Here is a 23,625-nt window from a genome sequence, read left to right as displayed (position 1 = left end):
TCGGGGGTCACGGAATCAGCTTGCCGGGGTTGAGGATCCCAGCCGGGTCCAGGGCGGCCTTGACCGCGCGCAACAGCTGTACACCCAGGTCGCCCACCTCGTCGCGCATCCAGGGCCGATGGTCGGCGCCGACGGCGTGGTGGTGCGTGATGGTTGCGCCGGTGGCCATCATCGCATCCGATGCGGCCTTCTTGGCGGCCATCCATTGCTCGATCGGATTACCCCGCTGCCCGGCGACGACGGTGAAGTACAGCGATGCACCGGTGGGGTAGACGTGCGAGACGTGGCACATCACCAGCGCCGGCGTGCCCGACTCCGCCAACGACGTGGTTAGTGCCTCGGTAACCGCGGCTTTGAGCGCGGCAATGTTGGACCAGTCGGTGGCCGTCTCGAGGGTTTCGCAGAGCGCACCGGCGGCCAGCAATGAATCGCGCAGGTAGGGAGCGCTGAACCGGCCATGCTCCCAGCTCTGGGCCGGGCCTTCACCCAGTGACTTGCCGCCGTGGGCCTCCAGCAACGCGCGGGTCTCGGCGTGCCTGCTCTCGGTGTGTTCCTTGGTGCCCTCGAACAGGGTCAGTCCCAGACATCCGCCGGTTACTTGGTTTTCGCCGATCGACTCGTGGGTGGCCAGGTTGATCCCGGTTTCGGCCTCATCGGATAGTCGCACCACGGTCGGGCCGGTGCCGGTCTGGGTGATCGCGCGCAGGGCCGCGACCCCGGTGCTGAAGTCCGGAAACGACCACGCCTCATATCGGGTGGTTTCGGGCACCGGGTGCACCCGCAGCCGCACCTTGGTGATGACACCGAAAACACCTTCCGAGCCGATCGCCAGCTGACGCAGGTCCGGACCGGCGGCGGAGGCGGCCACCCGACCAAGATCCAGCACGCCTGCCGGAGTGACCATGCGCAAGCCGATGATCATGTCGTTGAAGCGGCCGTACCCGGCCGAATCCTGGCCTGAGGACCGGGTCGCCGCGAAGCCGCCGATGGTTGCGTATTCGAAGCTCTGCGGGAAGTGCCCGAGAGAGAAGCCGCGCTCGCCGAGCAGCCGTTCGGCGTCCGGGCCGGTGACGCCGGCGCCCAGCTCGGCGATGCCCGAGACTTCGTCGAGGGAGTGCAGTTCGTTGAACCGGCGTAGGTCCAGCGAGATCACGGCGCTGAACTGGCCGCGGTTGGGGTCCAGTCCACCGGTCACGTTGGTGCCGCCCCCAAACGGGATGATCGCGATGCCCTGATCCGAGCAGTACCGCAGGATCTCGGCAACGGCCTGGTCGTCGCCGGGCAGCAGGACCGCGTCTGGCGCATCCTGGATGCCGGTGTCCTTCCGTCGCAGCATGTCGCGGGTGGACTTGCCGCCAGCGCGCAGCAGCCGGTCGCGGTCGGCGGTGCGCATGTATTCGGGCCCGACAATCTTGGCCAGCGCATCCTGATCGCTTTGCGACAACGCGCACGGGCGCAGCTTGACCTGGTCGGCACCGAGTTCGGCTTCGCCTGAATCCTCTAGGCCCACAACCTGCTTCAGGAGGGCCCGGATGCCGTCGGAGAGCGGCTTGGCTGCGGCGGGATCTCCCCACGCGTTCCATTTCATCGGTGGAAGGAGTTCCTCAGGATGCCTCATGCGTTACAGTATTACACATGCTGTCAATGAGTAATGCTCCCGAAGATATTGGGGACCGCATACTTCAGGCGGCCGCGAGCTGCGTTCGCGACTACGGTGTCGACCGCGTGACCCTCGCCGAGATCGCGCGGCGTGCGGGCGTGAGCCGCCCCACCGTGTACCGCCGCTGGCCGGATACGCGGTCGATCATTTCGGCGCTGCTGACCAGCCATGTCACCGACGTGGTGCGCGCGGTGTCCCTCGACGGCCATGACCGACAGACCGTGGTACGGCAAGTGGTTGCCGTGGCCGATCGGCTCCGGGGCGACGAATTGGTCAAGGCACTCATGCACTCGGACCTGGCCCGGGTGTACATCACCGAGCGTCTCGGCGCCAGCCAGCACTTCCGGCTCGAAGGACTTGCGGCGCGGCTGCAAGTCGCCCAAGGAACGGGCAGCGTCCGCGCCGGCGATCCCCGCAAACTTGCGGCCATGGTCTTGCTGATCACCCAGTCGACCATCCAGTCGGTGGACATCATCGATCCGATCCTCGACTCCGAGGCCCTGGCCGCAGAACTCACCTACTCACTGAACGGATACCTGGCCTAATGCCTGACTCGACCGCACTCAACGCCGCTCGCCGCAGCACCGAACTCACCGCACTCGCTGACGGCGAAGCGCTGGACGTCCTCGTCATCGGCGGCGGCATCACCGGTGTCGGTATCGCCTTGGATGCCGCGTCGCGGGGCCTGCAAGTGGCCTTGGTGGAAAAGCATGACCTGGCCTTCGGCACCAGCCGGTGGAGCTCGAAACTGGTGCACGGCGGGCTGCGGTATCTGGCGAGCGGGAACGTCGGCATCGCCCGCCGCAGCGCCATCGAGCGCGGAATTCTGATGACACGCAATGCCCCGCATCTTGTTCACGCGATGCCGCAACTGGTCCCGTTGCTGCCGTCGATGGATCATGTCAAGCGTGCCCTGGTGCGGACTGGGTTTCTGGCCGGTGACGCGTTGCGGATGCTTGCGGGCACGCCATCCTCGACATTGCCCCGGTCGCGGCGAGTTTCAGCGCAGCGTGTGGTGGAGCTGGCGCCGACCGTGCGGCGTGACGGGTTGGCCGGCGGCCTTCTCGCCTACGACGGGCAATTGATCGATGACGCCCGGCTGGTTACCGCGGTCGCGCGCACCGCGGCCCAGTATGGTGCGCGCATCCTGACATATGTTGGGGCGTCCGAGGCCACCGGCACGTCGGCTCGGTTGACCGACCAACGTAGCGGAGAGTCGTTCGACGTGTCTGCGCGCGCGGTGATCAACGCCGCTGGAGTGTGGGGTGGCCAGATCGACCCCGCGCTGAAGCTGCGTCCGAGCCGTGGCACCCATCTTGTGTTCGATGCGAACGCCTTCGGCAATCCGACTGCGGCGCTGACTATTCCGATTCCCGGTGAACTCAACCGGTTCGTGTTCGCCATGCCCGAGCAGTTGGGTCGCGTCTATCTCGGGCTTACCGACGAAGACGCCCCAGGTCCGATTCCCGATGTGCCAGAACCTTCTTCGGAAGAAATCATGTTCCTGCTCGATACGGTCAACACCGCGCTGGGCACCGCGTTGCAGACTTCTGACGTCATCGGAGCCTACGCCGGTCTGCGACCGCTGATCGACACCGGGGAAGGTCGCACCGCTGACGTCTCGCGCGACCACGCGGTCATCGAGTCGCCATTGGGTGTGATCAGCGTGGTCGGTGGCAAGCTGACCGAATACCGTTACATGGCAGAGGATGTGCTCAATCGCGCCATCAGCTTGCGGCAGTTGCAGGCCAACCAGTGCCGAACGCGAGACCTGCCGCTGATCGGGGCGCCGGCCAACCCCGGGCCGGCCGCCGGTCCGGGTGGCCTGCCCGAGTCTCTGGTCGCGCGCTTCGGAGCGGAGGCGGCCAACGTCGTCGCGACCGCAACATGTGAGCGGCCTACCGACCCGGTCGCCGAAGGCATCGACGTGACCAGGGCCGAGTTCGAGTACGCGGTCACCCACGAGGGCGCACTGGACGCCGAGGACATCCTCGATCGCCGGACCCGCATCGGGTTGGTGCCCCATGATCGGCAGCGCGTGGTCGGCATCGCCGAGGAGTTTCTGGCGGGGGTCGGCTGACTGGCGAGCAGACGCAGAATCGCACGGCGCCGGCCCGGCGCGTGCGATTCTGCGTCTGCTCGCGGGGGAGGGCGGGGCCGTCAGCTGGCTGCGCGCAGGCGATCGAGGTGGTTGCCGATTCTCTGCACGAGACGGCCGGGCTCGCGTCTGACGTCATCGACGACAATCGGGATGATCGTCCACCCGAGGTCTTGGATCTTGGCCCAGCGGGTCTTGTCCCGCAGCATTTCCACTCGTCCGGCGTGCCAGTCGATGCTGTCGTATTCGGCGGCCAGGCGCAGGTCGGGCCAGGCGAAGTCCACTCGCCACAGCTCGCCATCGGAACCGTGGATCAGATACTGCAGTTCCGGACGCGCCAACGCGCCATCAATCATGACCAGCCGGGTCTCACTTTCCATGGCCGACTCCGCGCGTGGGTCGGCAAGTGGCAGGAGTTCGCGTACCGCAACGATCCCGCGCCGGCCGTGCTGCTCGGCAACCGCGGATTCGATTTGATCGCGAGTGCACTGCATTGACCACAGCGCGGCATCAAGTGTTGCCAGTGCTCGCGGACGGCGCAGCGCTCTGGCGACCTCCACAGCCGTCCATGCCGGGGCGGTCGCCAGCCGCCCAGCCACCCGCTGCAACCGCGCGCCAATGCGTTGATGAACCATCAGGCCGACCGTGGGGCGCATCCGGACGCCGGGGTCCAGTACGTGGACGGCGGAGCTGCACTCGGTGTCGAACCCGTACAAAGTGGCTGCCGTACCCATGCACGCCACGACCGGTCGGCCCATGAATACGTCGAGTGCGGTCAAGCGGCCCAACAGATTCGGTTCCTCGGCCGCGTAGACGCCATGCCATACCCGCACCAGGCTGCCGTTTCTGACCCGAACATCGAGCTGTTGGCGGGTCATGACCGTCAACAGCTGCGTGGTCGTGGCGAACCCGCCGGATTTCTGCAACAGCGCCTGGGCATCTGTGGGCACTGACCGAGGATGCGAGCAGGGCCTCGGCTTGGCCAGTCAGGCTGGGGATAACTGCGGCGAGCTGACGCAAAATCGCACTGCGCGAAGCACGCGCAGTGCGATTCCGCGTCTGCTCGCGGGAGAAATCAGAGCGGGATGTTCTTGTGGCGACCGCGGCGTGCGGGTGCCTGCGCCAGCGCCTCGGTGAGCCTGCTGCGAGTGTGCGCGGGGTCGATCTTCTCGTCGACCACACCGATGTCGATGGCGCTATCCACACCACCGGCGATCCGCTCGTGCTCGGCGGCCAGCTCGTCGTGCAGAGCCTCACGCTCGTGCTCGGCCGCCGCGGCCAGCTTCTTCTTGTGCAGGATGCCGACCGCGGCCTTGGCGCCCATCACCGCCACCTCGGCGTCCGGCCAGGCGAACACCTTGGTCGCGTTGAGCGAACGCGAGTTCATGGCGATGTAGGCCCCGCCGTAGGTCTTCCGGGTGACCAGCGTGACACGCGGAACGGTGCACTCGCCGAAGGCGTGCAGCAGTTTGGCGCCGCGGCGCACCACGCCGCCCCACTCCTGGTCGACGCCGGGCAGATAACCCGGAACATCCACAACTACCACCAGCGGGATGCCGAACGCGTCGCACAGGCGCACGAAACGTGCTGCCTTCTCGGCGCTTTCGGAGTTCAGGCAGCCGCCCAGTCGCAGCGGATTGTTGGCCAGTACCCCGACGGTGCGGCCGGACAGCCGTCCCAGGCCGACCACCATCGACGGCGCCCAGTTGGCCTGGAACTCGTCGAAAGGCGTGTCCGCATCAAGGATTGCGGTCACGATCGGATGCACGTCGTAGGCCCGCCGAGCCGACTCGGGCAGCAGCGCGTGGATGTCGGTGTCGCCGGCCTCTGCCTTGCTGCGGTCGAAATGCCCCTGCTGGCAGAACAAGCCGACCAGGCGGCGGCCCCGCTCGTAGGCGTCGAGCTCGTCGTCAGCGACGATGTGGCACACCCCGGACTTCTTGTGGTGGGTCTCCGGGCCGCCCAGCGAGGCCATGTCGACGTCCTCGCCGGTAACACTGCGCACCACGTCGGGCCCGGTGACGAACACCCGGCTTTCCGGTGCCATGACGACGACGTCGGTCAGCGCCGGCCCGTAGGCGGCGCCGCCGGCGGCGAAGCCCACGACCACCGAAACCTGCGGGACATAGCCCGACGCGCGGATCATCGCTTCGAATACCTGACCGACCGCGTGCAGTGCCCGCACGCCCTCGGCCAGACGGGCACCGCCCGAGTGCCAGATACCCACAATCGGGCTCTGCTCGTCGATCGCGGTGTCATAGGCGTTGACGATGTGCGCGCAGCCTTCGACACCCATCGCGCCACCCATTACGGTGCCGTCGGTGCAGAAAGCAATGGTGCGCACACCGTTCACGGTGCCCGATGCGGCCAGCACTCCGGACCGGTCACGCTCGTGCAAAAGCACCACGGTGCCGTCGTCGAAGAAGTTGCTCAGTCGCAACAGCGGGTCGCGGGGGTCGAGCGACTCGCCAACCGCCTCGGGGGCCATGATTGTCATCGCAGGTCTCCTGTAGTTAACGGGTGTTGCTTGGGTGTTAATAACGCCCAAACGTGATTGCCACGTTGTGTCCGCCGAATCCGAACGAGTTGTTGACCGCGTACCTGTAGTTGCCAGGCCGCGGCTTACCCGCTACCACGTCTAGGTCGATTTCTGGATCGAGGTTGACAAGGTTCAGTGTCGGCGGAACGACCTGGTCCCGCAACGCGAGGACGGTCAAGATCGATTCCACCGCGCCGACCGCACCAACCGAGTGGCCCAGAGCGGACTTGGGCGCGTACACCGCCGGCTTGTGGGAGCCGAGGGCGTTGTTGATGGCCCTGCCTTCGGCGACGTCACCGACCTGGGTGCCGGTCGCGTGGGCATTGACATGATCGATGTCGCTGGGCTGCAGGCCCGCGAGCTGGACGGCCCGGGTGATCGCGTGTCCGGCGCGTTCCCCGTTGGGGTCCGGCGCGACCATGTGGAAGCCATCCGAGGTGATGCTGGCGCCCATGATGCGGGCCAGGATGTTGGCGCCGCGAGCCTTCGCATGCTCCTCGGTCTCGATCACCATCAAGGCGCCGCCCTCGCCGAACACGAAGCCGTCGCGGTCCTTGTCGAATGGCCGACAGGCACCGGCGGGGTCTTCGTTGTTGGTGGACATCACGATCCGCATGTTGGCGAATCCGGCGATCGGCACCGCCTCGATCCGGGTTTCCACACCACCACAGATGGCGATGTCGGCCTCACCGAGCACGACTTGCTGCCAGGCCCGGGCGATGGCCTCGGAACCGGACGCACACGCCGACACCGGTGTCATCACACCCGCTTTGGCGTGGCGTTCGAGACCGACGGCCGCCGCGGCCCCGTTGGGCATGTATTTCTGCACGGCCAACGGGGAGATCGCGCGAAACCCACGCACCCGCATTTCGTCGTACCCGAAGACGAGCTCCTCAGCTGAGCCCAACCCGGTGCCGATCGATACTGCCAAACGGTTGGTGTCGACCTCGGGGGATCCGGCGTTCTCCCAAACTCGACGGCCGATGACGGTGGACATTCTTTGCAGGTAAGCCGTCCGACGCAGTTCGACCCGGGTGAGTTGGTGGTCGAACTCTTCGAGCAGGTGCCCGCCGATGCGAACCGGCAGGTTGAACTCCTCAACGAACGGGTCGTCGAGCGTGCGAATCCCGCTTTGGCTGTCCAACAACAGCTTCCACGTGGTTTCAGCGTCGGTTGCGAGTGCAGTAGTCATGGCAATGCCGGTGACGACCACATGCGGGAACGCTTTCCCGGTAACCAGCTCTGTCATGGGTGTTGCGAAGATTCCTTCCGTATCTGTCCGGCTCCTCTTCGGGCCGTTAGGGGCCTGCTTCGTTGCCGGACAACGTGCTTAGTAGCGCCCGAACGCGAGCGCCACGTTGTGGCCGCCGAAGCCGAACGAGTTGTTGATGGCGTACTGGAATTCGCCGTAACGCGGTTCGCCTGCCACAACATCCAGATCGATCTCGGGATCGGGTGTCTCGTAGTTCAAGGTGGGTGGGATGACTCCGTCACGCAGCGACAGCACGGTGAGTGCCGATTCGAGCGCGCCGACCGCGCCAATGGAGTGACCCAGTGCCGACTTCGGCGCGTAGATCGCCGCGTTCTCGCACCCCGCCACCCGGATGGCGTTGGCTTCGGCGGAATCACCGATCGGTGTCGCCGTTCCATGCGCGTTGACGTGATCGATGTCCTTGGGGGACAAACCGGCCAACTCCATGGACCGCTGCATCGCCCGTCCGGCACGCACACCGTCGGCGGCAGGAGCCACCATGTGGAACGCGTCGGAGGTGATACCTGCACCCATCAGCCGGGCCAGCGGCTTGGCGCCACGGGCCTTGGCGTGCTCCTCGGTCTCGATGAGCAGGAGCGCACCGGCCTCGCCGAACACGAAACCATCACGGTCCTTGTCGAACGGCCGCGAGGCGCGCTCGGGTTCGTCGTTGCGGGTGGACATGGCCCGCATCATGGAGAACGCCGCGATGGGCAGCGCCTCGATGGGGCCTTCGACGCCACCGCAGACGGCGACGTCGGCATCACCCATGACGATCTGACGCCATGCGTGGGCGATGGCCTCCGAACCCGACGAACACGCCGACACCGGAGTGATCACCCCGGCACGGGCGCCCAGCTGCAGACCAACGACCGCCGCGGCACCGTTGGGCATGATCATCTGAACGGCCAGCGGGGACACCTTACGGGGCCCGCCCTCGTTCATCAGGTCGTAGCTCTCAACGATGCGCTCGGCGCCACCCAGACCGGTACCAACCACGACGGTAAACCGTTCCGGATCGACCTCGGGGCTGCCGGCGGACTCCCAGAGTTGCCCGCTCAGGAACTTGGCCATGCGCTGGACATACGACATCCGTCGGATGTCCAGCCGGCCCATGTGGTTGTCCACCGGATCCTTGAGGTGCCCACCGATCTTGACCGGCAGGTCCCACTTGGTGAGGTACTCGTCATCAAGGACGTGGATGCCGCTCTCGCCGGCCAACAGGCCCTTCCACGTGCTTTCGATGTCCGGCGAGATCGACGTCGTCGCTGTGACGGCGGTTACCACAACGCTGGGGTAACCGCCATTAGCAGTGGAAGGCTTGGTCACTTGCTCTCTGCTTCCAGCCTCGCCTTGACGTTGGCGGCAGCCTCGGGGTTCTCGGTCTCGAGCTTGGCGCGCAGGGCCTCGGCAGCCTCGGGGTTCTCTTCCTCGAGCTTCTGGATGTAGGAGACGACGTCACCGACGGTACGCAGACCAGCGAGGTCCTCGTCGGGGATCTTCACGCCGTACTTGTCCTCGGTCTGCACGGCGATCTCAACCATCGACAGCGAGTCGATGTCCAGGTCGTCGACGAACGACTTCTCCGGGGTAACTTCCGACGGCTCGATACCGGTGACCTCTTCGATGATCTCGGCGATACCGGCGATGATTTCTTCCTGACTGACGGCCACGACTTGTTTCCCTTCGTAATATGTTGTGTGTAAATCGAATTGACGTGCTTTGGTTCTGGACGTAACCGGTGGCTAGAGGTTTGCCAATTCGTCCAGATCTGCGGGTGACTTGACGGCGTGCGTCGGAACCCCCCGAAGTTCGCGTTTGGCGATGCCGGTGAGGGTGCCCGCGGGGGGGAACTCCACGATCGCCGTGACACTGTGCTCGCGGATGGTCGCGGTACACAGGTCCCATCGGACCGGCTGAGTGAGCTGCGAGACCAGAGTCTGCATCGCCGCGGCCGCAGATGTGACCGGCTTGCCGTCGCGGTTGGACAGCAGCGTCGCGGTGGGCTCAGCGGTGGCGATGGCCTCGGCCGCCGCGGCGTACCCCTCGAGCGCGGGAGCCATGAACTGGGTGTGGAACGCTCCGGCGACCCCCAGGGCGCGTACTCGGGCCCTCGCTGGTGGGTCCTCGGCGAGCTTCTCCAATGCGGTCAGGCGACCGGCGGTAACGATCTGGCCGGCGGCGTTGCGGTTGGCGGGGACCAAGTCGAGTTGTTCGAGGCGGCTCAGCACCTCGTCCTCGGTGCCGCCCAGCAGGGCAGACATGCCGGTCGGCTCGGTGGCGCACGCCTTGGCCATCTCCGCGCCGCGGGTGGCGGCAAGTGAGACAGCATCGTTGGCGGCCATCACACCGGCGATCGCGTAGGCCGCGATTTCGCCGACCGAGTGCCCGGCCACGATCACTTCTTGGTCGTTGAGCAAGCCCCGCCTGATCAGCTCCTGGTGGGCCAGCAGGGTGGCCGCAACGATCAAGGGCTGAGCAACCGCGGTGTCGGTGATCTCCTCCGTCGTCGCGGTGGTGCCCAAGCGGGCGAGGTCCAGGCCACTGGCCTGCGACCAGGAGGCGATCTGGTCCGCCGCGCCTGGCAGTTCCAGCCACGGCGACAGCATTCCCTGGGTATGGGAGCCCTGTCCGGGCGCAAGCAACGCAATCACGTGTCTAAGAGAACACTGTGAAGACGGTTTTGCGCGGTGTAACAGATTATGAACCTCGTCTTAGGTTTTTGTGGGGACCCTACAAAACAGCTCGGTAAGCTACATGTTTGAGATCGCCCCGCGACTTATGCTCTAGGTCACTATTGGCTCAGGTCGGGTCTTTATGGCCCTTCCGTACCCCTTCTGACCGGGAGTGGAACCGGCGTGATGGCGTTGTTGGCGGCGCCCGACGGCGGCGTTGGGTAGTTCAGTTGGCCCACCGTCGCGGCCACTCGAAGGACATAGGCATCGCGTGGCTGAGTCGGATCACGCCCGGTGAAATCGGTGATCCGCTTGAGTCGGTAGCGGATGGTGTTTGGATGAACGAACAACTTCCTGGCACAAGCCTCAATAGCACCGCCACAATCTAAGTAAGCGTCCAGTGTCTCGATCAGCGTTGGACCGGCATCGGCCAGCGGCCGCATCACGTCGGTGTGCAGCGCCACGATGGCCGACGCGTCACCCATCAGGGCTCGTTCGGGCAGCAATTCCCGGGCCAGCACGGGGCGCGGGGCTCCGCGCCAGCCCGCCACCGCATTCATGCCGGAAATCGCCTCGCTGGCGCTGTGATAGGCCGCCGTCAGCATGGGGGCGGTGGGGCCGATCACCACGGGCCCGTCGGAAAAGGCCTCCAATAGGTCTTTAAAGATTTTGTCGGTGGGGGACAGGTGGCCGGACACGATCGCCACCAACCAGGTGCCGTGCACGTCGGTCAGCGCCGCTCGGCCGTGCTGGGCGGCGGCGTCCCGGACGTCCTGGATGGCCCGCTCGCTGCCGTCGGAGCCGTCGTGCGCCGATGCCGGCGTGCCCACGACCACCGTCGCCGGAGCGGTCGTGTCCCAGTTCAGTGCCGCCGCCCGCGACAGTAGTTCCGGACCCGTGTCGCCGCGTACCACCGCGTCGACCACGCTGGCCTCCATCCGGCTGTCCCAGGTGCCGCGCGCTTCGGCTGCGTCGGCATAGGCCGAGGCGGCGGTGAAGGCCAGATCCCGGCTGTATTTCAGGATGCCCACCGTCAGGGCGGTCAGCTGTTCTTCGGATCGGGCCAGCAGCGGCACCACTTCCTCGAAGAACTCCATGGTGACGCGCACCATGTCCACGGTGTGGCGCAGCGCGATGCGTCGGGTCAGGTCCTGGGGTACCAGTTCGAACGCCTGCGCGGTGTAGCTGACGTCGCTGCGCGGATTCTGCATCCACTCGGCGAAGTTCACCACTGCCGTCTGCACCACCAGTGCCACGCTGGCGCGCTGGGATGCTTCCAGGTCAGCGAAGAACGGCAGCCGCTCCTGCATGGCTGAGACCGCCTCGGTGGCCAGCCGGCCGGAGTACTGCTTCAACCGCCGCAGCAGGGAATCGGGCACGGTTTCCAGGAGTTCCAGCGGCGATCTTGCAGACCCAAGTCGCGCGATCGCGGAAAACTGGTTGTCGTTCACGCCTAAAAGCTACGCCTGATTTCTAGAAGAACCTGCTAAAAGTTTTGCGAGCCGGGCGTCGATCGTCACGCCAGCGTGGCGGTCGTCGCCGTGCGTCACACTGGCGTGACGCACGGCGGCGAACGGCCGGGGGTTATGCGACGCCGGAATCCGAGGTCTGCTTCGGCGCGGCCTGCACATCATCGATCCGGTACTGACGGGCGGCGGTGACGGCCACCGACTCATCGATCTCACCGTCGCGGGCCAGCGCCTCGAGCACCGCGACCACCTGTGACTCGGCATCGGTGTTGAAGTAGCGGCGGGCGGCGGGCCGGGTGTCGGAGAAACCGAACCCGTCGGTGCCCAGGGTGACGTAGGTCCCGGGCACCCAGGGCCGGATCTGCTCGGGAACCGCGCGCATCCAGTCCGATACCGCGACCACCGGGCCGCTGGTGCCTTCCAGCGCCGTCGTCACGTAGGCGACACCGGCGGGTTCACCGGGGTGACGCAGCCGGTGACGTTCGATGGACACCCCGTCGCGGTTCAGCTCGCTCCAACTGGTCACCGACCACACGTCGGTCGCGACGTCCCACTCGTCGGCCAGCATCTGCGCCGCCTTCAGCGCGTCGGGCATCGACACCCCGGAAGCCAGCAGCTGAGCCTTGTGCGCGCACTGTTGGGTCGCCGCACGGTAGCGGTACATGCCGCGCAGCACGCCCTCGGGATCGAAGTTCTCCGGCTCCGCTGGCTGCACATACGGCTCGTTGTAGACGGTGATGTAGAAGTAGATGTTCTCCGGGTTCTCCCCGAACATCCGAGACAGGCCATTTTCAATGATGTAGGCGAGCTCGTAGGCAAACGCCGGGTCGTAGGAGACCACCGCCGGATTGGTCGCGGCCAGCAGCAGCGAGTGGCCATCGGCATGTTGCAGACCCTCACCGGTCAGCGTGGTGCGCCCAGCGGTCGCACCCAGCACGAACCCGCGCGCCATCTGGTCGGCCGCGGCCCAAAAGCTGTCGCCGGTGCGCTGGAACCCGAACATCGAATAGAAGATGTAGATCGGGATCATCGGCTCGTTGTGGGTCGCATACGAGGTGCCGGCCGCGGTGAAGGAGCCCACCGACCCGGCTTCGTTGATGCCCTCGTGCAGGATCTGGCCGATGTGGCTTTCCTTGTACGCCAGCATCAGTTCCGCGTCGACGGCGGTGTATAGCTGCCCATTGCGGTTGTAGATCTTGAGCGACGGGAACCAGGAGTCCATCCCGAAGGTGCGGGCCTCGTCGGGAATGATCGGGACAATCCGATTCCCGATGTTCTTGTCGCGCAACAGTTCTTTGAAGGTGCGGACCAGAGCCATGGTGGTGGCGACCTCTTGTTGTCCGGACCCCTTCTTGAGCACCTTGTAGGCGTCGGGGCCGGGCAGGGTCAGGGCCTTGGTCTTGGTCGGGCGCTCGGGCAGGAACCCGCCCAGGGTGCGGCGCCGGTCCAGCATGTAGCGGATCTCCGGGGCGTCCGAGCCCGGGTGGTAGTAGGGCGGTAGGTAGGGGTCCTCGTCGAGCTGGGCGTCGCTGATCGGGATGCGCATCGAATCCCGGAACCGCTTGAGGTCGGCGAGGGCAAGCTTTTTCATCTGGTGCGTGGCATTGCGGCCCTGGAAGTGTGCGCCAAGCGAATAGCCCTTGATGGTCTTGGCCAGGATCACCGTCGGCTGACCCTTGTGGTCGACGGCGGCGCGGTAGGCGGCATAGACCTTGCGGTAGTCGTGGCCGCCACGCTTGAGGTTCCAGATCTCCTGGTCGCTCATGTTGGCCACCAGGGCCTTGGTCCGGGGGTCGCGGCCAAAGAAGTGATCGCGCACGTAGGCGCCGTCGTTGGCCTTGTAGGTCTGGTAGTCTCCGTCGGGGGTGCTGTTCATCAGGTTCACCAGCGCGCCGTCGCGGTCGGCGTGCAGCAGCGCATCCCATTCGCGGCCCCAGACCACCTTGATGACGTTCCAGCCCGCGCCGCGGAAGAAGGACTCCAGCTCCTGGATGATCTTGCCGTTGCCGCGGACCGGGCCGTCCAGGCGTTGCAGATTGCAGTTGATCACGAAGGTCAGGTTGTCCAGGCCTTCCAGGGCGCCCATGTGGGCCAGCCCGCGGCTCTCCGGCTCGTCCATCTCGCCGTCGCCCAAGAAACACCACACGTGCTGATCGGAGGTGTCCTTGATGCTGCGGTCGTGCAGGTAGTGGTTGAACCGCGCCTGGTAGATGGCGTTGAGCGGGCCCAGGCCCATCGATACGGTCGGGAATTCCCAGAAGTCGGGCATCAGCCGTGGGTGCGGGTAGGACGGTAGCCCGCCGCCGGGGTGGCTGTGTTCCTGCCGGAAGCCGTCCAGCTTTTCGGCGGTCAGTCGTCCTTCCAGGAACGCGCGGGCGTAAATGCCGGGGGAGGCATGGCCCTGGATGAACACCTGGTCTCCGCCGCCGGGATGCGATTTGCCGCGGAAGAAGTGGTTGAAGCCGACTTCGTAGAGGGCCGCGGACGAAGCGTAGGTCGAAATGTGGCCACCGACGCCGACGCCCGGGCGTTGTGCGCGGTGCACCATGATTGCCGCGTTCCACCTGATCCAGGTCCGGTAGCGGCGCTCGACATCCTCATCGCCGGGGAACCACGGCTCCAACTCGGTGGGGATGGTGTTGACGTAATCCGTTGAGGTCAATGACGGGATGGCGACGCGCTGTTCGCCTGCCCGCTCGAGCAGTCGCAGCATCAGATAGCGCGCCCGCGCCGGTCCGGAGTGCTCCAAGAGTGCGTCGAATGACTCCAGCCATTCCGAAGTTTCCTCGGGGTCAATATCGGGCAGGTAGGACGCCACGCCTTCGCGAATGACCCGAACGCGGTCGGGTTCGCTTGCGCTGCTTGAGGTTTTGGCAAGATCGTGGCGGACGAACTCGGTGGTCAAACTTCCGCTCCTGTAGTTGGCGGGCTATCGGGTGGGGTGATCGTCCTCCTATCGTGCCGCACCGACGTTTCGAGTAGATAGCCGCCGTCCAGTCGATGCCGCGAGATGCCTCCGATGCCCTCTGTGACAACGAATTGGGTGCGTTGAAGCCAGTCGGAGCCCCGACCCGGTAACGTCACTAGCCGTGCTCATCGGATGGCGTGCCGTTCCTCGCAGGCACGGGGGGGCTTTCTCTGGTTCGCGCGCCCGGCGAGGTGCCCAGGCACTCGGTTGTATCGCGGTGCTGCTGATCGGCATCGTGGGATGCACCAGCGTCACCGACGGTACGGCCACCCCGGACACCAAGGTGGCTCCGGCCTACCGCTCATCGGTATCGCTGTCGATTTCGGCCTCCGCGGCGACCTCGAGCGTGCGCGAGTCCCAGCGGCAACAGTCGCTGACCACCAAGGCGATTCGCACCTCGTGCGAAACCCTCGCCACCACCAGCAAGGAAGCCATCGACAAGGTGAACGAGTTCGTCGGTGCGTTCAATGCCGGACGCAGCACCGGTCCGGCCGAAGGCCCGTCCATCGAAGCGCTCAACAACAGCGCTTCCTCGGTTTCCAGCGCACTCAACGAGGCGCTGTCACCGGAGATGCGCGACGCATTCAATGCCTACACGGACGCGGCGCGTTCGGTGGCCAACGCGATCGGCACGCATGCGCCGACGGGGGAGTTCAACAGAAGAGTCGATCAGCTCAACGACACGAAGACCAAGGCTTTGAAGCTCTGCATGGCTTCCTACTGAGGTAGCCGTATTGGTTCGATCAGGTTTGTGCGACGATAGTGCGAATCGCACTTTGTGTGACGGAAAAGGGAGGTTCCACGGTGGTCGCGGCGGATCACGCCCCGAGCTACGCTCGCAAACTGGACATCCAACGAGACCAAGTCGTCCAGGAGTGGGGCTGGGACGAAGATACCGACGATGAGATCCGCGCTGCCGTCGAAGAAGCCTGCGGCAGCGAAATGCTCGATGAAGACACCGATGAGGTGGTCGACGTCGTGCTGCTGTGGTGGCGCGACAGCGACGGGGATCTAGTCGACACTCTGATGGACGCGATCAGTCCGCTCGCCGAGGATGGCGTGATCTGGGTGCTGACACCCAAGACCGGCCAGCCCGGCCACGTGCTGCCGGCCGACATCGCGGAGGCGGCCCCCACCGCGGGGCTGATGCCGACGTCGTCGGTCAACCTGGGTAACTGGGCTGCCAGTCGGCTGGTCCAGCCCAAGTCGCGGGCCGGGAAGCGCTGATGCTCGAAGTCGGAGCCACCGCTCCGGACTTCACGCTGCGCGACCAGAATCAGCAGCCGGTCACGCTCAGCGACTACCGCGGCGCTAAGAACGTGCTGCTGGTGTTCTTCCCGCTGGCCTTCACCGGGATCTGTCAGGGCGAGTTGGACCAGATACGTGACCACCTGCCGCAGTTCGAGAACGACGACACTGCGGCGGTCGCGATTTCGGTGGGGCCGCCACCCACCCACAAGATCTGGGCCACCCAAAGCGGGTTCACCTTCCCGGTGCTGTCGGATTTCTGGCCGCACGGCGCGGTCAGCCAGGCCTACGGTGTGTTCAACGACACAGCCGGCATCTCCAACCGCGGAACTTTTGTCGTCGACCGGGCGGGGATCATTCGGTTCGCCGAGATGAAACAGCCCGGTGAGGCCCGCGATCAGCGGCTGTGGACGGACGCGTTGGCGGCGTTACAGGCCTGAGCGGGCCAAGATTTTTGGGTGTTGACGTCTCGGGCGTGTAGCCTGCGGCGGGCATAGGGCGCGTAGCTCAGTGGTAGAGCTCTGGTTTTACACACCAGCGGTCGGCGGTTCGATACCGTCCGCGCCCACCAAGTTCGTTCAGCGGGGGATCGCACCGGGTTTGGCCGTTGGCCGGCCCTTCGTACCCGTCGGTGCACCATCGGCTACTGGATTCCTCGGCGCGTCAACCTCGGCGGCCAGGGCACTCAGTTCGGCCGCCAGTTCGTCGGCGAGGTGCCAGACGTCGGGCAGCAATTCGCGATCGGCGGTGAGCCCGAAGTCAAGTCGGTCTTGGTAGCTGAGCAGGGTGATGCTCAGGCCCATCCCGTCGAGCAGGACGTTCACCGGATGTTGGGACACCACCCGGGCTCCCGCGCAGTACAGCGGGTCCGGCGATCCCGGGATGTTCGAGATCGTCACGTTGAATGGCGGCCTTATCCAACCCGAGCCGGTGGTCATCGAGATCACCCGGGCGGCCCGGGTGAGCAGCGCCGGGGGAACGGTGTGGTTCGCCTCGGTGAGCAGCTTGGCGGCGATGGCGCGGTGCCGTTCCTTGGCCGCCCGCATGACCTGGTGGGCGGAGATCAGCCGGGCGTGGGCATCGGCCTGGTCGGTGGGAATCGGCACGATCATCGAGGAGATCTGGTTGCCGTACTGTCCCTCGCCGGTGCGCACCGACACCGGCACCATGGCAACCAGGGGAGTCGCCACGTCGTCGCCCCGAGCGATCATGCGTCGCCGCAAGGCCCCGGCGCACACGGCGACCACGACATCGTTGACGGTTGCGCCGGGCACGGCGAACTTGGCGGCCTTGATCTGGTCTAGCGGCAACGACCCGAATGCGAACCGCCGTTGTGCCGAAATCCTGCCGCCGAAGGAGACTTTCGGGGCAGCGGCCCGAGGGTGCTGCAGATTGCGACCGTCTTTGTTGCGGGTGGCGAGCCGTTCGGCGCGGTCGGCGACTCTGGCGATCACGGCGGCACCGGGCAGGTGGCGCATGGTGGGGAGTTGATCGATATGGCGCAGCATGGGCGGCAGACCCCGCACCATTCGCGCGGGCTGAACGGGCAACGAGGCGAGCGCGCGCGCCAGCAGCCCGGCGTCACTGGGTGCGTTGCCGATCGCGGTGCCGGTCGGGGGTTTTTCGAGCTCCGGCACGGTGTCCGGGAAGGCAACGGTGTCCAGCAGCGCGCCCAGCAACTCCATGCCCGAGACCCCGTCGATCACGCTGTGGTGCAACTTGGTCACCAGCGCGACGCGGTCGCCGGCCAGGCCGTGGATCACGTGGAGTTCCCACAGCGGTCGAGCCCGATCCAGCGGCCTCGACGCGATATCGGCGACGGCCCGGCCGAGTTGTTCGTCATCCCCGGGTGCGGGGAGCGCGCTTTCCCAGAGATGCGAATCCAGATCGAATGTGTCGTCCTGCACCAGCACGGGATAGTCGATGCCGAACGGGACCTCACGCACCCGCCAGCGCAACGGCGGCATCAGGTCGATGCGCTGGGCCAACAGGGCGCGGATCCGCTGCCCGTCCAGTCGCAGGCCATCGGTGGTGGTGGCCTCGACGATGGTGAGCTGACAGACGTGAGAATGGTTGCGGCCGTCCTCCATCGCCAAGAATTGGGCATCAACGCTGCTGAGCCGTCTCATTTGCGGCCTCCTCGAGGCTTGCGCACGCTCTGCTTCAGCACAGCGAGTTCCTCGCCGAACACATCGGCGAGGCGGTCCAAGTTCTTGACCAGATATCGGTCACCGACCAAGCCGATTTCCAAACGATCGGTGTAGCTGAAGACCGTGACGTTCAGGCCCAGGCTGTCGCTGATCGTGTACACCGGGTAGTGCTCGCAAACCCGTCGGCCCGCGCAGTAGAGCGGCGACCGGGGGCCCGGCACATTGGAGATGACGAGGTTGGCGACCGGAGAGAGCGCGTCGCTGGCCGCGACGGCTGTCATCGCGCGCATCGCCGGCCCGAACAGCACCGGCGGGACCAGATCGTTGGCATCGCGCATCAACGAGGCCGGCACCGCCTCATTGCGGCGTTTGGCCGCACGCAGCTCCTTGCGGCACCGCTGCAGGCGAATCGCCGGATCGGTCACGTCGGTCGGCAATGCCGCCAGCATGGTGCCCACCTTGTTGCCATACGTTCCGAACTCGGCTTCGGCGCGAACCGACACCGGGATCGCCGCCACCAGCGGCTGTTCGGGAAGTTCACCGCGATCGGCGAGCCAGCGGCGCAGGGCACCGGCGCACAGGGTGACGACGACATCGTTGACCGTCGCCTCGAAGTGGGTCTTGATCTCCTTGACGTCCTCGAGCGGCAAGCTGGTCAGCGCCACCCGCCGATGCGGGGAGATCTTGCCGTTGAAACCCAGTCTGGGCGCGGTCACCGTCGAGGGGCTGGGTGCCGATGGCCACCTGCGGATGGGCGCTTGGGCTCGTCGCATCGCGCTCCCCGCCGCCGCCACGCCGGGTATCGAGCGCAGGGTTGCGATCTGATCCAAATTGGTCAGCGTGCGCCGAGCCGCGCCCGCGGACTGCCATTGGCGTCGTGGCATGCCCACAATGGTGCGCGCCAACATCCCGAGTTGGCCGGGCTCCTTCTCGGGTCGGTACCGCGGGGCCGGTGGCAGCACCCGCCCCTGCGGCGTGGTGTCGAACATGACGTTGAGCACCTCCCCACCCGACATCCCGTCCACCGCGGCATGGTGCAGCTTGGCCAGCAGTGCGACCTTGTCGTGTTGCAGACCCTGGATCATATACACCTCCCACAGCGGGCGGGAGCGGTCCATCGGATGAGCCGACAGCCGAGCGACCAACGTCTCCAGCGCGGCCCGGTCTCCCGGGGCCACCACCGCCGTCTCACGGACGTGGAAGTCGAGGTCCACCTCGCCCTCCACCCACCAGGGGTGGCCCAGGTCGAGCGGAACGGTGGCCAGCCGCCAGCGCAGCGGGGGCAGCAGATGCAGGCGGTCGGCCAGAAGTTCGGCGATGTCCGCCCGGGTGAGTGCCTTACCGGACGCATCGGTGCGGTCCGTGACCGCCAGGCTGGACACGTTGGTGACGGTTCGACCGTCTTCGGCGGCAAGAAACATGCTGTCGAGACTGGTGAGGGCGCGCATTTTGTCGGAGCTTTCTTGGGAGAGGGGACAGGGTGTTCAGCGCGTCGGATCGAGCAGGATCTTTGCGTCGTGCGGGTTGTTCCTGAGCCGGTCGAAGGCGTCGGCGACGCCTTCTAGCGCGACGGTCCCGGTCAGCAGCGGAGCCACGTCGAAATCGCCGGCGGCCAGGTGGGCGAAGGTCTGCGCGAACTCGTCGAGCGTGTAGTATAGCGAGAAGCGGATGTCGAGTTCCTTGGCGATGCATTGGGCGGGCTCGAAGTGATCCGAGCTCATGTTGATGCCCGCCACGCCGATCCGGGTGCCGGGCGGGACGCCGGCGATGAGCTGCTGGATCAGCCCGGGGACGCCGACGCATTCGAACGCGACGGTAGGACGAAGCGGCAACTGTCCGAACACGGTGTGCGCGGGTCCCATTCGTGCCGGGTCGTCGGCGACTGCGGCCGCCATGAACGCCTCGAACGGGGAGTTCTCGTTCGGGTCGAGGACCACGTCGGCACCGTGTTGTGCTGCCAGGGAACGCCTTTCGGGGGAGAAGTCCGACGCGACGATGGGGCCGACGCCTTTCATCTTGAGCACCGCGGTGACGGCGAGCCCGATCGGTCCGCACCCGACCACCAGGGCGACGTCGTCGGTGGTGGTGTCGACGCGGGCCACCGTGCGGTAGGCCACCGCCAGTGGTTCGGTCAGTGCGGCGACCTCGGTGGGCACGTGATCGGGCACCTCGATCAACAGCGGTTCGGACAGCAGCATGCGTTCGCTGTAGCCGCCGGGTGCCTCGGTGCCGGCGAAGCCCAGGGTCACCTTCTGCTCGCGCAGCAGAAACGGTGCCGAGACCACGCGGCGGCCGACCGGGATGCGCTGGTCGGTGTCGGGTCCGTAGGCCGCAATGCGGCCTACGAACTCGTGTCCGAATACCACCGGACGGCTGAGATCCATCATGTCGAATCCGCCCGCGGCCTGGGCGGCTGCGTTGAACTCGGGGCCGTGGGCGGCACAGTGCAGGTCCGACCCGCAGATGCCACAGGCCAGCACATCGACCAGCACTTCGCCGGGGCCGGGTACGGGTTCGGGGACCTCGGCGACCTGCAGCTTGGAGTCCTGCATCAGAACCGCACGCATCATGCCCCCTTGGCGGTGTAGCCGGCGGCGCCGCCACTGATGTAGTTGAGTGGCCCGAGGTTTTGCTCGGCGGCCAGGTTGGCGGTCAGGTGCGCAATCAACGCCGCATCGAGGATGGAATGGAACTGGCCGTCCTCGCTGAAGTTGATGTTGGCGCCGACAACGCGAACGAAGATCACCGTGTCTTCGGTGTTGGTTTCCGGGGTGATGAACGTGTGCACCGACGAACCGGGCTCGTAGAGGTAGGAGCCGGCGGTCTGTAGCTGGTCCGGGTATTCGAGGTAGTGCCACGCTCCGGACAAGGTGTACACCTCCGCAACGCCGGTGTGGTAGTGCAGCGGCACCTTTGCGCCGGGCGCAAAGGTGGCCAGGACTACCCACTCGCCGTTTTCGATGTCCAGACGCAGTGGTTTTACGTGTACGCCCGGGCCCAAGGTGTCACGCACCAGGGGCATGTCCTTCTAGTTCACGGTCAGCAACTCGCCCTGCGGCAGCGCCACCAGCGGAAGCAGAGCACCCGAGGAGGTAGTCGCCGGAGCGGGAGCGGTCATGAGGGTCATTGGTGGGTTCCCTTCGTGTTGCGTTGATTGGGCTGTGATCACCACCTTGCTCGGTCTGACGAAGAAAGTAACGTGATGCATCAAGTCAAGATGCCTGCGAAACCTGGTTCATGCATCAGGTAAGGAATGCCCGCGAAATCGGGGTCAGGTGGTGGTCTTGCTTTTGATGCGGATGCCGGCTTTGAGGGCGGGTAGAGCGGCGGGTATGGCGGCGGGGTAGAGCTGTTCGGTCTTGTCTTTGGCGAGTCTGAGCAGGGCGGCTTGCAGGTCGGCGATCTGGTGGGCGATCGCGGCGGGGTTGAGGCTGTTGCGGTAGGTGAGCAGCTCTGTTTGTTGGGCCGCTGAGAGGACTCCGGCGGCCAGCAGCCGGTCCAGGGGGGTCTGGGGCTTGTCGTAGAGCCGGCGGCGGTGACCGTCGCGGCTGCAGCCGTAGCTGATGGGTTTGATGGTGGGGGTCAGGTAGTTGAGCCGGTCGTTGACCAGGTGCCACAGCCGGTTGAGCACGGCGCGTTCTTCGTCGGTGTCGTAGCGGTAGTAGAACCCGTAGCGACGCACGAGGTGGTTGTTTTTGGACTCGATGGTGGCCTGGTCGTTCTTCTTGTAGGGTCGTGAGCGGGTGAAGAAGATCTCCATGTCCGCGGCCCACTTGATGACCGCCTTATTGAGGAATTCGGTGCCGTTGTCGAAGTCCAAACCCGTTACCTTATAGGGATTTTAGTAATTCCGGTTTTGAGGGCGCCCAGGATGTGGGGGTGGGCGTTGTTGCGCACCGTGCGGGTGAACACCCAGCCGATGTGCATGTCGGTGAGGTTGACCGTGCGGGCGAACTCACCTTTCAGTGTCGGGCCGCAGTGCGCCACGGTGTCGCCTTCGAAGAACCCGGAGATTCTTCGGCCTCATCGCCTGCTTTGCAGATGGTGATCGAGGACCGCAGCAGCGGGGAGGGTTTCGTCGTCGACACACCCGAGATCTGGTCGCGGGCCTTGGCGCCGCGCAGGTAGCGGTCGATCGTGGCGCTGCTCATCGCCAACAGCTCGGCACGCACCGCCGGGCCGTAACGGTCACGGCCGTCCACCAGTTCGCCGTGGCGTTCTAGAGCATCCAACTGAGTGGCGTTCTAGAGCATCCAACTGAAGTGCCATGGAAGCGGCCAGGTACCGGCCGCACTGCCCGCCTGAGGCCGCCCACACCTTCTGCAACACCTTGAGCGCATCCTAGGAGTACTTCGGATTGCGTTGCCGGCAAATCCGTTTGGCGACCTGCCGACCCGCTCCCGGCGGCGCGGCCGCCGCCCTCAACCGCCGCCGGGCGTTGTCACGCGACCAGCCGGTGACCGCCACCACCTGATCCAGAATCTGCCCCTTGTCCGCCTTCGGCGCCCCCACATACGCCCTGGCGAACTTCGCGGTGATCTCGGCCCGAGACGACATCGACAGCCCACTTCCCATGCCTGCCAAGGATCGACCGTTCCGCGGGCATTTTTACGTGATGCACCGAGGGCGCTTCACGGGCATTTCTCGTGATGCTTGCCGAAGTATTGACAGCAGGGGACGAGTGCTTGACTGTAAGGGACATGTCGGTGATCCGCGGTGCATCTCTCACCGGGTATCCGGCATTGGTGACTGAACTCGGGGCGGATCCCGGGCCGCTCCTTGCCCGCGCCGGCGTCAAGGAGTCCGATGTCGGCCGCTTCGACGCGTTCATCACCTACCTGGCCCTGATTCAGGCGGTCGAAGCTGCCGCGGCGGCCACCCAAACACCGGATTTCGGCCGCCGGCTGGCAGAACGTCAGGGCATCGAGATCCTTGGCCCGGTTGGGGTGGCGGCGCGCACCTCCAAGTCGGTTGCCGAGGCGCTCGATACGTTCGAGCATTACCTGGCTGCCTACAGCCCCGCGATCGCCGCGACCATCAGCCGCGAGCCCGGCGGTGAGGCCTCATTTCTGGAGTTCAAGATCCTGATTGCGCACCCGCCGGCGCACCCGCAGACCACCGAGTTGTCACTGGGGGTGATGTTGCGGGTGCTGCGCTTTCTGCTGGGTGCCGGGTACGCACCCACACTGGTCGACCTGCCGCACCCGGCGCTGACCCTGCGGGAAGACTACCTGCGCTACTTCGCGTGCACACCCCGCTTCGGGACGCACAGGGGCGGATTCCGGTTGCCCAGCGAGGACCTGCAGCGGCCCCTGGTCAGGGACGAGCTGGCGCATCGGGTCGTGCTCGAATACCTCGACACCGTCATCGACCGGCACCGGCCGACAATGTCCTCCTCGATTCGAGAATTGATCCGCCAGCTGCTGCCGTCCGGCGCGGCGGCGGTTCCGGTGATCGCCGCGCGGCGGCGGTTCCGGTGATCGCCGACCAGTTTCGGTTGCAACCCAAGGCGTTACGCCGTCGCCTAGGGCGTGTCTGCTTAATGTGAATGGTGTTTTGGCTGATG

General features: G+C 65.9%; 22 protein-coding genes, 1 tRNA gene and 1 pseudogene. 7 read left to right on the top strand and 17 right to left on the bottom strand.

Features of this window, described 5'->3' with window-relative positions; all coding sequences use genetic code 11:
• Positions 1-7: 7 nt before the first annotated feature.
• Complete coding sequence (locus tag G6N41_RS21295; RefSeq protein ID WP_198967957.1) at positions 8-1,588, bottom strand: FAD-binding oxidoreductase; 1,581 nt, start codon at positions 1,586-1,588, stop codon at positions 8-10.
• 47 nt (positions 1,589-1,635) lie between these two features.
• Between G6N41_RS21295 and G6N41_RS21290 the strand changes: the two genes are divergently transcribed.
• Positions 1,636-2,205: a TetR/AcrR family transcriptional regulator gene (locus tag G6N41_RS21290; RefSeq protein WP_198965590.1), complete on the top strand. Its 570-nt coding sequence runs from the start codon at positions 1,636-1,638 to the stop codon at positions 2,203-2,205.
• Positions 2,205-3,740 carry a glycerol-3-phosphate dehydrogenase/oxidase gene (locus G6N41_RS21285; RefSeq protein ID WP_198965589.1) on the top strand — a complete coding sequence of 512 codons (1,536 nt, stop codon included), beginning with the start codon at positions 2,205-2,207 and terminating at the stop codon, positions 3,738-3,740. Before G6N41_RS21290 ends, G6N41_RS21285 begins: the two co-directional genes overlap by 1 nt.
• Positions 3,741-3,820: 80 nt before the next feature.
• Here the strand turns inward: G6N41_RS21285 and G6N41_RS21280 are convergent, their stop codons facing one another.
• The 8 genes from G6N41_RS21280 to aceE form a co-directional block, all read right to left on the bottom strand.
• Positions 3,821-4,708: a hypothetical protein gene (locus tag G6N41_RS21280; protein ID WP_198965588.1), complete on the bottom strand. Its 888-nt coding sequence runs from the start codon at positions 4,706-4,708 to the stop codon at positions 3,821-3,823.
• A gap of 125 nt (positions 4,709-4,833) precedes the next feature.
• Positions 4,834-6,255 carry an acyl-CoA carboxylase subunit beta gene (locus tag G6N41_RS21275; RefSeq protein ID WP_012394989.1) on the bottom strand — a complete coding sequence of 474 codons (1,422 nt, stop codon included), beginning with the start codon at positions 6,253-6,255 and terminating at the stop codon, positions 4,834-4,836.
• Between the two features lie 37 nt (positions 6,256-6,292).
• Entirely contained in the window at positions 6,293-7,546 is a 1,254-nt protein-coding gene (kasB, locus tag G6N41_RS21270) for a 3-oxoacyl-ACP synthase KasB (protein WP_036456394.1), read from the bottom strand.
• Positions 7,547-7,627: 81 nt separating this feature from the next.
• Complete coding sequence (gene kasA / locus G6N41_RS21265) at positions 7,628-8,878, bottom strand: 3-oxoacyl-ACP synthase KasA (RefSeq protein ID WP_198965587.1); 1,251 nt, start codon at positions 8,876-8,878, stop codon at positions 7,628-7,630.
• Positions 8,875-9,222 (bottom strand): meromycolate extension acyl carrier protein AcpM, encoded by a 348-nt coding sequence (acpM, locus tag G6N41_RS21260; protein ID WP_011739486.1) that lies wholly within the window; start codon positions 9,220-9,222, stop codon positions 8,875-8,877. Before acpM ends, kasA begins: the two co-directional genes overlap by 4 nt.
• A gap of 72 nt (positions 9,223-9,294) precedes the next feature.
• Positions 9,295-10,203: an ACP S-malonyltransferase gene (locus G6N41_RS21255; protein ID WP_198965586.1), complete on the bottom strand. Its 909-nt coding sequence runs from the start codon at positions 10,201-10,203 to the stop codon at positions 9,295-9,297.
• A 161-nt stretch (positions 10,204-10,364) separates the two neighbouring features.
• Positions 10,365-11,675 (bottom strand): PucR family transcriptional regulator, encoded by a 1,311-nt coding sequence (locus G6N41_RS21250; RefSeq protein WP_198965585.1) that lies wholly within the window; start codon positions 11,673-11,675, stop codon positions 10,365-10,367.
• Between the two features lie 133 nt (positions 11,676-11,808).
• On the bottom strand, positions 11,809-14,598 hold the full coding sequence (aceE, locus tag G6N41_RS21245) for a pyruvate dehydrogenase (acetyl-transferring), homodimeric type (protein WP_198965584.1): 2,790 nt from the start codon (positions 14,596-14,598) through the stop codon (positions 11,809-11,811).
• A 184-nt stretch (positions 14,599-14,782) separates the two neighbouring features.
• Between aceE and G6N41_RS21240 the strand changes: the two genes are divergently transcribed.
• The 4 genes from G6N41_RS21240 (at position 14,783) to G6N41_RS21225 (ending at position 16,480) form a co-directional block, all read left to right on the top strand.
• The gene (locus G6N41_RS21240) at positions 14,783-15,385 is read left to right on the top strand and encodes a hypothetical protein (protein ID WP_198965583.1); all 603 of its coding nucleotides are present in this window, start codon (positions 14,783-14,785) and stop codon (positions 15,383-15,385) included.
• Between the two features lie 80 nt (positions 15,386-15,465).
• Positions 15,466-15,888 carry a DUF3052 domain-containing protein gene (locus tag G6N41_RS21235; protein WP_015356256.1) on the top strand — a complete coding sequence of 141 codons (423 nt, stop codon included), beginning with the start codon at positions 15,466-15,468 and terminating at the stop codon, positions 15,886-15,888.
• Positions 15,888-16,349: a peroxiredoxin gene (locus G6N41_RS21230; protein ID WP_011739492.1), complete on the top strand. Its 462-nt coding sequence runs from the start codon at positions 15,888-15,890 to the stop codon at positions 16,347-16,349. Before G6N41_RS21235 ends, G6N41_RS21230 begins: the two co-directional genes overlap by 1 nt.
• A gap of 56 nt (positions 16,350-16,405) precedes the next feature.
• Positions 16,406-16,480: transfer RNA gene (locus G6N41_RS21225), tRNA-Val, on the top strand.
• 7 nt (positions 16,481-16,487) lie between these two features.
• Here G6N41_RS21225 and G6N41_RS21220 read toward each other — a convergent pair.
• The 8 genes and pseudogenes from G6N41_RS21220 to G6N41_RS21185 form a co-directional block, all read right to left on the bottom strand.
• Positions 16,488-18,038 carry a WS/DGAT/MGAT family O-acyltransferase gene (locus G6N41_RS21220; protein WP_198965582.1) on the bottom strand — a complete coding sequence of 517 codons (1,551 nt, stop codon included), beginning with the start codon at positions 18,036-18,038 and terminating at the stop codon, positions 16,488-16,490.
• On the bottom strand, positions 18,035-19,507 hold the full coding sequence (locus G6N41_RS21215) for a WS/DGAT/MGAT family O-acyltransferase (protein ID WP_198965581.1): 1,473 nt from the start codon (positions 19,505-19,507) through the stop codon (positions 18,035-18,037). Before G6N41_RS21215 ends, G6N41_RS21220 begins: the two co-directional genes overlap by 4 nt.
• A 36-nt stretch (positions 19,508-19,543) precedes the next feature.
• Entirely contained in the window at positions 19,544-20,626 is a 1,083-nt protein-coding gene (locus G6N41_RS21210) for a zinc-binding dehydrogenase (RefSeq protein ID WP_198965580.1), read from the bottom strand.
• Positions 20,626-21,186 (bottom strand): annotated as a pseudogene (locus tag G6N41_RS21205) (2,4'-dihydroxyacetophenone dioxygenase family protein). The gene G6N41_RS21210 and the pseudogene G6N41_RS21205 overlap by 1 nt, the downstream one beginning before the upstream one ends.
• A gap of 144 nt (positions 21,187-21,330) precedes the next feature.
• Positions 21,331-21,879, bottom strand: coding sequence for a hypothetical protein (locus tag G6N41_RS21200; RefSeq protein ID WP_231608575.1), 549 nt, complete (start codon positions 21,877-21,879; stop codon positions 21,331-21,333).
• Between the two features lie 5 nt (positions 21,880-21,884).
• Positions 21,885-22,046 carry a hypothetical protein gene (locus G6N41_RS21195; RefSeq protein WP_198913342.1) on the bottom strand — a complete coding sequence of 54 codons (162 nt, stop codon included), beginning with the start codon at positions 22,044-22,046 and terminating at the stop codon, positions 21,885-21,887.
• A complete protein-coding gene (locus G6N41_RS21190) occupies positions 22,022-22,291 on the bottom strand; it encodes a hypothetical protein (RefSeq protein ID WP_198965579.1) in 270 nt (89 codons plus the stop codon). The genes G6N41_RS21195 and G6N41_RS21190 overlap by 25 nt, the downstream gene beginning before the upstream one ends.
• A 109-nt stretch (positions 22,292-22,400) precedes the next feature.
• Positions 22,401-22,616: a hypothetical protein gene (locus tag G6N41_RS21185; protein WP_198968072.1), complete on the bottom strand. Its 216-nt coding sequence runs from the start codon at positions 22,614-22,616 to the stop codon at positions 22,401-22,403.
• Between the two features lie 92 nt (positions 22,617-22,708).
• Between G6N41_RS21185 and G6N41_RS21180 the strand changes: the two genes are divergently transcribed.
• Positions 22,709-23,539, top strand: a complete 831-nt coding sequence (locus tag G6N41_RS21180; protein WP_231609036.1) for an AraC family transcriptional regulator — start codon at positions 22,709-22,711, stop codon at positions 23,537-23,539.
• Positions 23,540-23,625 lie beyond the last annotated feature (86 nt).

The sequence above is a fragment of the Mycobacterium shottsii genome (assembly GCF_010728525.1).
GTDB lineage: Bacteria > Actinomycetota > Actinomycetes > Mycobacteriales > Mycobacteriaceae > Mycobacterium > Mycobacterium marinum.
The sequence above is the reverse complement of the archived record's forward strand: the minus strand, read 5'-3'. Positions and strand labels throughout refer to the sequence as shown.